Source organism: Acinetobacter sp. YWS30-1, from assembly GCF_033558715.1.
In the GTDB taxonomy this organism is placed as follows: domain Bacteria; phylum Pseudomonadota; class Gammaproteobacteria; order Pseudomonadales; family Moraxellaceae; genus Acinetobacter.
The window spans coordinates 1887294-1899705 of the sequence record NZ_CP114606.1 but is presented as its reverse complement, the minus strand read 5'-3'; the positions used below and the strand labels follow the sequence as shown (position 1 = coordinate 1899705).

General features: G+C 39.8%; 9 protein-coding genes and 2 pseudogenes. 5 read left to right on the top strand and 6 right to left on the bottom strand.

Features of this window, described 5'->3' with window-relative positions:
• Nucleotides 1-181: 181 nt before the first annotated feature.
• Nucleotides 182-868, top strand: coding sequence for a metallophosphoesterase (locus O4M77_RS08925; protein WP_180078326.1), 687 nt, complete (start codon nucleotides 182-184; stop codon nucleotides 866-868).
• A gap of 375 nt (nucleotides 869-1243) precedes the next feature.
• The gene (gene mdh, locus O4M77_RS08920) at nucleotides 1244-2416 is read left to right on the top strand and encodes an iron-dependent methanol dehydrogenase (protein ID WP_159123263.1); all 1173 of its coding nucleotides are present in this window, start codon (nucleotides 1244-1246) and stop codon (nucleotides 2414-2416) included.
• Between the two features lie 385 nt (nucleotides 2417-2801).
• Here the strand turns inward: mdh and O4M77_RS08915 are convergent.
• Both O4M77_RS08915 and O4M77_RS08910 read right to left on the bottom strand, forming a co-directional pair.
• Nucleotides 2802-3548: pseudogene (locus O4M77_RS08915) on the bottom strand (IS5-like element ISAba31 family transposase).
• A 180-nt stretch (nucleotides 3549-3728) separates the two neighbouring features.
• A pseudogene (locus O4M77_RS08910) lies at nucleotides 3729-4912 on the bottom strand (transcriptional regulator).
• A gap of 126 nt (nucleotides 4913-5038) precedes the next feature.
• On the opposite strand from O4M77_RS08910, the gene O4M77_RS08905 reads away from it, so the two are divergent.
• Nucleotides 5039-6129 (top strand): IS4-like element ISAba1 family transposase gene (locus tag O4M77_RS08905; protein ID WP_085940648.1). Its coding sequence is split into 2 segments (ribosomal slippage): nucleotides 5039-5579 and nucleotides 5579-6129, totalling 1092 coding nucleotides; the frame shifts between segments, so codons are not numbered across the junction.
• A 115-nt stretch (nucleotides 6130-6244) separates the two neighbouring features.
• Here the strand turns inward: O4M77_RS08905 and O4M77_RS08900 are convergent.
• The gene (locus tag O4M77_RS08900) at nucleotides 6245-7114 is read right to left on the bottom strand and encodes an IS982 family transposase (RefSeq protein WP_323714099.1); all 870 of its coding nucleotides are present in this window, start codon (nucleotides 7112-7114) and stop codon (nucleotides 6245-6247) included.
• 1012 nt (nucleotides 7115-8126) lie between these two features.
• On the opposite strand from O4M77_RS08900, the gene O4M77_RS08895 reads away from it, so the two are divergent.
• Nucleotides 8127-8354 (top strand): hypothetical protein, encoded by a 228-nt coding sequence (locus O4M77_RS08895; protein ID WP_125279759.1) that lies wholly within the window; start codon nucleotides 8127-8129, stop codon nucleotides 8352-8354.
• Nucleotides 8355-8364: 10 nt separating this feature from the next.
• On the opposite strand, the gene bioB is transcribed toward O4M77_RS08895, so the two are convergent.
• The 3 genes from bioB to queG all read right to left on the bottom strand — a co-directional run bounded on the left by bioB (nucleotide 8365) and on the right by queG (nucleotide 10925).
• Complete coding sequence (gene bioB / locus O4M77_RS08890) at nucleotides 8365-9366, bottom strand: biotin synthase BioB (RefSeq protein WP_323713360.1); 1002 nt, start codon at nucleotides 9364-9366, stop codon at nucleotides 8365-8367.
• A 139-nt stretch (nucleotides 9367-9505) separates the two neighbouring features.
• Nucleotides 9506-9724, bottom strand: coding sequence for a hypothetical protein (locus O4M77_RS08885; RefSeq protein WP_005236211.1), 219 nt, complete (start codon nucleotides 9722-9724; stop codon nucleotides 9506-9508).
• A 106-nt stretch (nucleotides 9725-9830) separates the two neighbouring features.
• Nucleotides 9831-10925, bottom strand: coding sequence for a tRNA epoxyqueuosine(34) reductase QueG (queG, locus tag O4M77_RS08880; protein WP_159124491.1), 1095 nt, complete (start codon nucleotides 10923-10925; stop codon nucleotides 9831-9833).
• Between the two features lie 23 nt (nucleotides 10926-10948).
• Here queG and O4M77_RS08875 point away from each other — a divergent pair, with 23 nt between their 5' ends.
• The gene (locus O4M77_RS08875; RefSeq protein WP_323713359.1) at nucleotides 10949-12406 is read left to right on the top strand and encodes an NAD(P)H-hydrate dehydratase; all 1458 of its coding nucleotides are present in this window, start codon (nucleotides 10949-10951) and stop codon (nucleotides 12404-12406) included.
• Nucleotides 12407-12412: the final 6 nt, after the last annotated feature.

Below are 12412 nucleotides of genomic sequence, written 5' to 3'. Positions count from 1 at the left end.
ATGTCCAGTTTGTTTCTCTGATGCCCTTCCTAGGGATGGAAAGTCAGATCATGGTGTTCCTCTGGTTGGATGATATATAGAAAGTCCTGTTGCCTATGACTATAGTTTTGACCAGTATACTACTGACTGGAAGCTTTTTAAGTGATCATCATAGTGAAAGCAGAAAGGTATAATTAAGCTAATGAGCGGCTCCTTCATTTATACAATAAATGCAGATCATGCAAATCATGTCTATATGGTAGGTGACTTACATGGCTGCCATAGTTTGTTGATGCAAGAACTCAAGAAAATCAATTTTGACTTTCACAATGATTTACTCATTTGTACTGGTGATCTTGTAGATCGAGGTACAGAGAATCTTGAGTGTATTTCTTTGCTAGAAGAATCATGGTTTCACACCGTTAGAGGAAATCATGAAGAAATGTGCATGATGTCGGCACATGATCCTAAAATAAAAGATATGCATACACGTCATGGCGGGGAGTGGTTTTATCAACTCAGCTTGGAAAAGCAATCTGAAATTAGAGCTCATTTCCAACAATTGCCTTTAGTCATAGAGGTTCAAATGGCACATAAAATCATTGGGGTAGTGCATGCAGATGTCGATATTCATGATTGGAATGCTTTTAAGTATGATATTGCACAAGGTGACTATAAAATTTCAGGTGTAACTTCTGCCTATAGTAATGCATTATGGGGGAGAGGGAGAATTCGTCAGCATTCAGCTCACTATGATATTGTTGATGGTATTGATGAAATTTATCTAGGCCACACAATTGTAAAAGAACATACTAAAATTGATAATTGCCATTATATTGATGTCGGCTCTTCTTTCACCAAGAAGCTTTGTATTGTAAAAATCCAGTGAACACGGTGATGTGGTAGGGGAGTTCGGTGGTGAAAAAAGTTCAACTGGTCAAAAAAACAACACTTGAATCATGTATCCTAGCTTGTATCCTGTAATTTTTTAATATTAATTAGTGTAATAAAAACAATAGGGTAGGAGAGGGTTGTTGTCCGTCTGGGCCCACCAAATACATCAAGCATCTAGGAGCAATACTCTTAGGTGCTTTTTTATTTTTTGAATTCATTTAAGCACTATCTATCTTCAAAAATAACTAAAATTTCAATCTCTTATCATAAGGTAGGCTTTTAGTAGGTGGGATTCTTTTATCGTTCATTGAATACTTAAATCACGGTGAGGGTCACCGATAATAAGATGAATGGTAGAAGGAATCGAACCATGGCTTTTAAGAATATTGCAGATCAAACAAACGGTTTTTATATCCCTTGTGTTTCACTTTTCGGTCCAGGCTGTGCCAAAGAAATTGGCGTTAAAGCACAAAATTTAGGTGCCAAGAAAGCTCTGATTGTGACCGATGAAGGCTTATACAAATTTGGTGTCGCAGATACCATCGCAAATTATTTAAAAGAGGCTGGTGTTGACAGCCATATCTTCCCAGGTGCAGAACCAAACCCAACAGATATTAACGTTCATAATGGCGTACAAGTCTACAATGACAACGGCTGCGATTTTATTGTATCACTCGGTGGCGGTTCTTCACATGACTGTGCCAAAGGTATTGGCCTGGTGACTGCCGGTGGTGGTCATATCCGCGACTATGAAGGTATTGATAAAAGTACTGTGCCTATGACACCGCTTATTGCAGTCAATACCACAGCGGGTACAGCGTCGGAAATGACACGCTTCTGTATCATTACCAATACCGATACCCATGTCAAAATGGCAATTGTGGATTGGCGTTGTACACCATTGATCGCGATCGATGATCCTAAATTGATGATTGCCAAGCCAGCGGGCTTAACTGCCGCGACTGGTATGGATGCCTTAACCCATGCGGTAGAAGCGTATGTTTCTACGGCAGCCAATCCGATTACGGATGCCTGTGCAGAAAAGGCCATTACCATGATCAGTGAATGGCTGAGTCAGGCAGTAGCAAATGGTGAAAATATTGAAGCACGTGATGCTATGAGCTATGCACAGTATCTGGCAGGCATGGCATTCAACAATGCATCACTCGGATATGTGCATGCGATGGCACACCAGCTGGGTGGTTTCTATAACCTGCCACATGGTGTATGTAATGCGATTTTGCTACCGCACGTATGCGAATTTAACCTGATTGCCTGTCCGGATCGCTATGCAAAAATTGCCCAGTTGATGGGTGTAAATACTGAAGGATTAACTGTGACTGAAGCAGCTTATGCAGCGATTGATGCCATTCGCCAGCTTTCAGCTTCAATTGGAATTCCATCTGGTCTGAAAGGCTTAGGGGTTAAAGAGGAAGACCTTGCCATTATGGCAGAAAATGCGCAAAAGGATGCCTGTATGCTGACCAACCCGCGTAAGGCTAGCCATGCACAAGTCGTAGAGATTTTTAAAGCGGCGCTGTAAGCCTCTATGTAAGTCGATTCTCTCCACTCGGCAGACTTACATTTTATGCAACCCTGTTCGCACTTCTTAGTGAAGTGCGCCAAGATAAATGTATCCCCATGCGATATTCTTGGCTGATCCTTACACCCTTGATAAGGATATAGAGCAGGCGTTGCTCTTTTTTTTTGCCTAAATTTTTGCTTTCAAAAAATATATTTGGGCAGTTAATTCATCAGGGTATAGCTTATTAAAATTAACTGAATGAACTCGATAATAATAAAATACTGGAATGAGCAGAGTATTGCTAAAAGCTTATTCGTAGCATGAGCTAAATCAATAAAATGTTATAATAAAAAATTATAATTCTAAAGTAGGGTCTGTTGACACTTACTGTTCATAATTAATCCTATAACGGTAGCCATAAAAATATACAGGCTAAGGCAACAGAACTTTGATAATTTCTTTTGAGCTTGTCATATCGAGTAGCTATTCCTCTAAATTGCTTTAATCTACAAAACATATTTTCAACTAAATGCCTGATTTTATATAAATACCAGTCCATATGGTCATTGTTCGATTGGCTATTCGTTTTCTTTGGTATATTCGCTTTAGTCCCTGTTTTCCTGATCTGTTCACGCAGTGGTTCTGAATCATAGCCTTTATCTGCATATACCACTTTTGTCTCTTTTAAATCTAATGTTGATATTAAATCAGGCGCAACTTTAACATCATGTGTGGTTCCATCGGTAATCATGAAATCAATAGGATTGCCATGTGCATCAACAATCAAATGTATTTTTGAGGAGTTTCCTCCTGCACTTTTAGAAATAGATTGATTCGCTATGCCGGCAGAATGTTGATGAGCACGTACATGAGAGCCATCAATAAAAATCCACTACATATCGGGGCATGAGGCTAGTAATTTGAATAATCTAAGTAACTTACCGCTGCTTGACCAACGATTAAAACGTTTGAAAATAGAGTTTGAATGACCAAAACAAGAAGGAATATCTCGCCATGGACAACCTGTCCTAATTCTATAGAGAATAGCTTCAATAAAATTGCGTAAATTTGAGTTGTGGTGAATGGATAAATTACGCAGAATAACTTTCAACTTTTGCCAGTGTTGATCTGTCAGCATGGTACGAGGCATAGCGAATAGTAAAATTGGGTTTGGCGATTTGATTTTACTACTTCGCTATTTTTTTAAGCTAAAAGTGTCAACACACCCTAGTTAAATGCTTTTTATATTTTTATAAGTTGGAATCTTCTCAATGGAAGATAGCCGTAATTATCTTGCTAACAAGAAGCCAAACAAGAAATGATCTGATTTTTAAATATCCTGAAATTTAAGCAGGGTTTGATGTGCTGGATGACCTTTTGGCATCAGTTCAATCAGACGTTCAACCGCATCAATTGCTTCAGGAAAACGTGCTACATGTTTCAGCAGCACATCAGTTTCATTGGCTTTGAAAATAGCATCACTGAGACGTGATTCCAGACAATCCCGCCATGCACATAAAAATGGGCTTTCAGTTTTTGCCAGAAAAACTCCAGTATAAAGTTTTAAGGCTGAATCGATATAACCTGCATCTAAAGACTGTTCGGTTTGCAGGAAGTCTGCTTCAACATGCGCCAGCAATCGATAAGGGCGCGAACCAAGCATACCGCCCAGAATATCTCGTAACTGTGACATTTCAGCTTTTAGCGTACCCATGCTGACTTTACGTTCGCCATAAAGTGCCTGATGCAAGTGATCCAGACTTAAACCTTGTGGGAATAAAGCCAGAATAGCGAGAATTTCAGTCTGGCGTGGGGTTATGGTCAGGGTTTTACCATTAAAAATGACCTGCGGGACAGAAAAGGCACGAATATATAAACGCTGTTTTTGCGATTCCAGTAAAGCAGATTGAATGATGGATGCACAACGTTCGGCTGCTAATAGCCCTAAGCTATTATGTTTTTGCCAGTGGGTGGACAGATCAATAACCCCTAGAATCTGTTTGGAATAAGGATCAATAATGGGGGAGGCATAACAGACTAGATCCTGCACGGAAGGCATGTAATGTTCGCTGGAAAACACGCAGCTCGATTGTTGGGTTTTGATCGACAGGGCAAGGGCATTGGTCCCGACCAGTTCTTAACGCCACTGATCACCTTCAATGAGATGCACATTTTCAGCCACCTTACGCATTTCAGGACTGGATGCTGTCCACACTACAGTACTACCTATATCTCCTAGAGCTAATACCATAGAAGACTGTTCGGCAATGTGTTTAAGATTCTCAGCGCGCAATATTGCAAAGCATGACTTAAAGTCGAGGGTGAACGCACTTTCCTGAGATCGAGGAGTAGGGCAGCCAAACGATCTTTGGGGATATGAGCTACAGATGAGCGCTGCCATGAACTGACAATGCTCTGTCCTAGCTGTGCAGCAGGAGATAGCGACAAACTACTGCTCTGGAGTAGCTGATCAATTTTTTGTCTGTGTAGTATCAGATTTTGCTCTGTCATCATTCCTTATTCTCACAATAATTCATGATTTACATCCATTGTAATTATTATTGTTTTTCTCTGTACACGACAAAAATAGATAACTCATTGAAATAATGTCACAATAATTGTTTTCTAACGACGAATACTATGACACATCTCAATGAGTTATATCTTATCTTAAACAAATCTCTAAAATGGAACAAGTCACATTTAAAGTGCTTTGCGCTCATCATGCTTGTGATTATTTTAAAGCAAACATGTAATCTTTCTTCTGCATCTAAAGCCTTGCCCATCAAGTGTTTACCACAATCATTTTATCGACGTATGCAGCGCTTCTTTGCAGGTCAGTATTTTGATTATCGTCAAATTTCTCAGTTGATTTTCAATATGTTTTCATTCGACCAAGTGCAACTGACTTTAGATAGAACCAATTGGAAATGGGGAAAACGAAATATTAATATCCTGATGCTCGCAATCGTTTATCGTGGAATAGCGATACCTATCCTTTGGACATTGCTTAATAAACGTGGAAATTCAGATACGAAAGAGCGTATTGCTTTGATTCAACGCTTTATAGCCATTTTTGGTAAAGACCGTATTGTGAATGTGTTCGCAGACAGAGAGTTTATCGGTGAGCAGTGGTTTACATGGTTAATTGAACAAGACATCAACTTCTGCATTCGTGTTAAAAAAACTTCATTGTCACCAATCATTTAGGAAAGAATCATAAAATTAGTGATTTATTTCGCCATCTTAAAGTTGGTCAAATTGAATGTCGTAAACGACGGATTTTGGTTGGTCGGGTGAAACTATATATAAGTGCACTACAGTTAGAAAATGGAGAGCTTTTACTCGTCGTTTCTCCTCAGTTTAATGCCAATGCTATTCAGGATTATGCATTACGCTGGGAAATTGAAACCTTATTCAGTTGTCTCAAAGGACGCGGGTTTAATCTTGAAAATACGCGCTTGACAGACCCTAGACGAGTGAAAAAATTGATTGCGGTGTTAGCTATAAGCTTCTGTTGGTGTTACTTAACGGGTGAATGGCAACATAATCAAAAAAAAGCGATAAAAATAAAGAAGCATGGACGACTCTCAATGAGTTTATTTCGCTATGGTTTAGACTATGTTCAAATGGCGATTCAGCGTTTAATTGGTTTTGGGAAAAAAGAAGAGTTTAAGGAAATTTTGGCAATTTTAAGAAAGCAGAATCCTGATAGGATAAGGGTTCTGTGAAATTTGTCGTGTACAGAGATTGTTTTTATGAAGAATCAAAAGAAATGTAAACCTGTCGTATTTCAAACCTTTTTCTAACTTTATGACGATTATATTAATCTAACCCGAATCCTGCTTAAGCCGATGACTTCATAATTTGAATTGTTGGCTTATTTTTATGGATCAGTTGATATGCACACAAGGACGCGTAAATCCCTCCTAGAAATCCATGAACACTACGTGCTTTGCTTGTCACTAAATTGTACTGACCTTTCAATAAACTGAATAAAGTCTCTATCTTATTGCGCTGTTTTAAGTGATATTTATCTGACTCAGAAAGTTGTATAGCCTGCATATTTTTTCGATGATAGGTAGTTAAATCAATACCTTGCTCTTTCAACCTACTCTTCAGTTCTTGACTAATATAGCCACGATCTCCATACAACTTTGCTTCCATCTCTTTAACGAGTCTCTCAACCATTTTGATATCAGCCAAATGTCCATTGGATAAAGCAGAACAAGCAATTTCACCAAATTGATTCATCACAATATGTAATTTACAGCCATAAAACCAGCCCATTGAGCTTCTACCACGTGATGCAATTTGGACTAATGATTTATGGCGTTGAATACGTTGATTTTTACAAACTGGCAGAGTTGTTGAATCAATCCATAAATATTGTGTACCTTGGCCTTTCATTAGCGCCACATGTAAAGCGTGTAGAGCTAATTGATGTCTATTAATCAGATGAATCATCCGTTGGTAACAGGGTAAGCTTTTAAATAAATGATTTTTATCCTGTTTCAACCATGTGAAAAATGCTTTGAAATTAGTGAAATGAGAACATTTATACCAGATCGCGATAAAAGTGATTTCTGAGATACTCAAGTGAGCGGTTCGGACTCTGGAGAAACGACGACTTTGTTTAAGGAAATTCCAGTAGGTTGCTTCAAATTTAAGAAAGAAATCATCAATTACGCAAAATAATTCGGTACTATTAAACATCGGGACTAGAGTTTTAAGTTTTGTGTGGTAACTCAACTGATGGCTCTAGTCCTCTTATTTTTCAAGTCAATTTTTTATCCGCGATTCGGGTTAATCTAATAATGTGGAGAAGTACCTTATACCATAGCTGTAGATGCAATTTCGTCACATTAAAATAGACTAAGGAAATAGATATGCATGATATCGATCCGAATTCGCTTGGTCTAAAAATTCATTATAAAAATCTTTTAGTGGGTAATAGATCATTCTAAGTAAAGGCGAAAAATATTTTGATCATTTCTTCTTGGTAGGCACAAAAGCAGATTCTGGTTCACTTTTTTATGATCTTTTTCAAACTAAAAAGCAGCTTTCAAATTTCAATTTTATAGAGAAAATTTAAGGAATTTCTAAAAGCATTAAATACTGGCTAGTAGTTAGCTGCACTGTAATGATGCCGGCAAAATTATTTGAACGAATTTATAGAAAGCCTGAATCTATCTTCAGTTTTTTTCGAATCTCTCTAAGCCTGATATTGACTGAATCAGGCGTTATATAGCCTATAGAATAGTTTAAAGCTCAATTTTTTATCTTGTAAAAACCTTATTGATTAAAGATAACTTCTATAAATCAGTAACCTATGAAATGATGATATTTGAATAGAAAGAAAACTTTAAAAAGCAGACGAAGTGTATTTGACAGAATGTAAAAATATGTTAATAAATATAATATGATTTTTAAACCAAAAATCATGGATGTTTCAGGAAGAAAGATCAAGAAGCTGATAAAAAATAATTACAGGAGTTTTAGCAATGCTTCAATTATTAAAAAAAATATTTTGTCTGCACATTTATGAATACCAGCAAATGGAGGAAATTGGGGCAGATTGGGAATGCCGCAAATGTGGTACCCAAAGAGATTAAAAAATACTGCAAGAAAAAGTGAGCGATATGCTCACTTTTTTATATCCATTATATTTAATCTAAACTCATATCCATTAAAATCATTACCAGTACCACATGATGAGAAGGCTTAAATGAGCAAAGATTTCCATGCCAAAACCTATATTGTAGATGAAAATCTGGCTGACACTTTACACTGGTTAAGCCTGCATCAGGACTGTTATGACTCTTTTAGTTTTGATGCACTGACGCAGGAACTGGTCGTACATCATGCCAATGGAACAGACCAGATCCGGATCGGTGATTATCTCAATGCCAGTTATGGCATTTTAATTACTGCGCATAACTTTTCAGCATCTTGAATTATTTCAATTAACTTGCCATTGCATCAGTCGCCAATGCGCAGATACTTGGCTTTGGTTGTTCTGCTACCAGTCCCAATTTTTCAAAGAGCTGTTGGTCACGACCTTTGGCTGTATTTGGAGTCGTTAGCAGTTTTTCGCCTGAGAAAATTGAGTTGGCGCCTGCCATAAATGCCAATGCCTGATCTGAGTCAGTCAGTGATTCACGGCCTGCCGAAAGACGAATATAACTTTTTGGCATCAGAATGCGGGCCACTGCAATAGTTCGAATCCATTCAATCACATCCAGTTTTTCAACATCTGCCATCGGTGTGCCTTCAATTGGCACTAGCATATTGATGGGCACAGATTCTGGGTGAATCGGAAGTGTAGAAAGCTCAAATAATAAACCGATCCGGTCATTACGACTTTCACCTAAGCCGACAATGCCACCACTACAGACTTTCAAGCCAGCTTGACGCACATGGTCCAATGTATCTAGTCGGTCATCAAAGCTGCGGGTACTGATAATATGTGAATAGTATTCACGTGATGTATCCAGATTGTGATTGTAATAATCCAGTCCAGCATCTTTTAGACGTTCTGCCTGTGAGGCATTCAGCATGCCTAAAGTCATACAGGTCTCTAGTCCAAGTGCTTTGACTTCACGTACCATGTCCAGTACATAAGGCATATCACGTTCATGCGGATTACGCCATGCTGCTCCCATGCAGAAGCGTGAACTGCCAGAGGCCAGAGCTTCTTTTGCTTCCTGAATTACTTTTTCTACTGCAATGCGTTTTTCCGCTTCGAGTTTGGAATCATAATGTGCGGACTGAGAACAGTATTTGCAATCTTCCGGGCATTTACCGGTTTTAATAGAGAGCAGGGTACTGACCTGAACGGTATTGGCATCAAAATATTGACGATGAACCTGTTGAGCCTGAAAGATTAAGTCCATTAAAGGTTGTTGATATAGGGCTTCAATTTCTGCACGAGACCAATCATTACGTATCGGATCAATACTGTTCATCTGTCCATCCTTGTTCATATTTATTTATCAGGCTCCATCTTAAGTAAAAGTATCGCCATCTTCATTAGCAAAATATGACCTTATAGAAAAAACAAAACCCACACAAGGTGAGCTTTGTAGTTGAACTCTTGATCGGAGTTTATTCACGATGATTTCCGTGAATATTCTGGTTTTGTAAATCACTACGATGTTGCTTGTTTAATACACGTTCATCTTGTTCGTGCTGGTTATTTTTTGGAGAGCCAAGCGGGCCATGTTGTGACTGCTGCTGTTGCTGTTGTTGCTGCTTCTGGTGTTGATGTTGCAACTCTTCAAGCTGTTCCTGATTTTGATGTTGTGTATCAGATGACTTTTGCATATCCACCTCCGGCTTTATTTCTATTCTTTTTCCTTTATGCCATAGCTTGTACAGTAACTGTGTAAGGCTTTAACGAGAAAATGTGAACCGAAGTAAAAATTGAAAATTACCGGGATTTTGCCAGTTGTTCCTGTATGGCCCAGTCAATATGAACTTGTACAATCTCATCATGTTGATTCTGCTGAGCTTGTAATGCCTGGACAATCTGTGGATCAAAAGGCGCATTACCCAAGCCGATCGCAATATTGCGCATAAAGCTCTGATAGCCGGTACGGCGTAATGGACTGCCTTCAGTTGAGCTTAAAAATGTAGCTTCATCCCATTGCCAGAGATCCAGTAAACTCACTTGATCCAGTCCATGTCGGGGGTGAAAATCTTCAATATTAGTTTTTTGAGCAAAGCTGTTCCACGGACAAATCAACTGACAATCATCGCAACCGAAGACCCGGTTACCAATCCCTCGACGTAACTCCTCTGGAATGATCCCTTTATACTCAATGGTTAAATAAGCAATACAGCGACGTGCATCCAGCATATACGGTTCAACAATAGCCTGTGTCGGGCAAATATCAATACAGGCTGTGCATGAACCACAATGTTTGCTTGCAGGCTCATCAAAGGGCAGTTCCAGTGAGCTAAACAGCTCACCTAAAACAAAGAAAGACCCGGATTTTTTATGGATTAATAAAGTATGTTTACCGGTCCAGCCCATGCCCGCACTTTCGGCCAGGGATTTTTCAAATACAGGAGCAGAGTCTGCAAAGGGGCGGGATTCAAATTCACCGACTTTTTCCCGAATTTTAGAAGCCAGCATTTTTAGGCGCCCGCGCATGGTCTTATGATAGTCACGACCACGGGCATAACGGGCAATAATCGCAGAATTTGGTGCATAGGGCACTAGACGCGGTTCTGGAAGATCGACCAGATAATCCATTCGTACACAGATCACGGATTTGGTATTGGGAATAAGCAGTGTGGGATCGGCACGTTTTTCCAGATTTTCTTCCAAAAACTTCATATCACCGTGATAGCCGCGGTCTAAATATTCCTGCAAGCGGACTAATTCTGCTTGAGCATCCGGTTGGGCAATGACACAATCAGAAAAACCCAGTTCTCGTGCCTGCGCTTTGATCCACGCTTTCAGTTCATGGGGATCTTGTTGATAAACTTGGATTTGCGCTTGGGAATCGGGTGTTGTCATAAACCAGAAACAGGAAATAAGAAATGCAGCAGCAAGTTTATCATAGCCGCAATATACAAGCATGGGAGCAGCGCTGGTTTGGCAAGCAAAATAGTTCTTATGGTTTGATGCAACAGGTAGCATGGTCGATTGCGCAGCGACTCATCCCTTTGTTGGAACAACAGCAATTGACCCGAATCGCTGTGTGTTGCGGTCAGGGTAATAATGCCGGTGATGGTTATCTGATAGGTAAATATTTAAAACAGGCCGGTTTTGAAATAGATATTTATGCAGCAGAACCCGATCCATCACAGGATCTGGCTCAAGCAATCCGGGAAACTCAGCAAATCGGTATACCCACTTATTCAGGTTTTAATTTTCAGAAACAATATGATGTCTATATTGATGCCTTATTTGGGATCGGCTTGAACCGTGATCTGAATGAAAATTGGCAACAGATTATTCAAAGCATTAATGCCCAGCAAGGTCTTAAAATTGCAGTGGATATTCCAAGCGGACTGCATGCCAATACAGGCCAGTCTTTGCCGGTTGCCATTAAGGCAGATCATAGTTTTACTGTTTTAGGTTTAAAGGCGGGACTATTTACCGGACGAGGCAAAGAATATGCCGGCAAGGTAGAGGTCATCTCGGTTATTCCTCCCGATGCTGAACTTGTGCCGATAGCTCAACTTTCCTCGACTCAAATTCATCTGCCTAAACGTGAAGCTTTTGGACATAAGGGCAGTTATGGGCATGTGCTCGTAATTGGGGGACATGCTGATATGGGTGGGGCGGTCATTATGGCGGCTGAGGCAGCTTTTGCTGCTGGTGCAGGTAAGGTCACTGTGGTTTGTGATATCAAACATCATACCGCTATTTTGTCACGTGCTCCGAATATCATGCTGCGTGATATTAATGCGCTAGATGCTGAGCAACGCCAAGCTTTAGTTCGTCATGTGGATGCTGTCTGTTTTGGTATGGGGTTAGGACGAGATACTTGGGCTGAACAGCAATATAAATACTGGTTTGACCTGATTCAGCAATCAGAACTGGAGATAGTTCTCGATGCAGACGCCTTGTGGTTTCTGGCAAAAGCACCACAAAAGTTGAATGCCCATACTTATGCAACACCGCATCCAGGTGAAGCGGCTACTTTGTTAGAAATGAAAGCATCAGGAGTCGAAGCAGATCGCCTTCAGGCAATTCAACTACTCCAGCAAAAATATCAGGGACAATGGGTACTCAAAGGTTCAGGTAGCCTGATTTTAGAAGATGATCTCTATATCTGTACCGCAGGCAATGCCGGTATGGCAACCGGAGGGATGGGAGATGTACTTGCTGGCATGATCGCCAGTTTGAAAGCCCAATTTAAAGATGCCATCCATTTACATGAGATCGTAACCTTGCACGCACTTGCCGGTGATGTACTGGCAAAAAATGGGGAACGCGGCTTACAGGCGCAAGATATGAAATATGCCATTTACCAGGTCGTGAATCACTAAGGACAA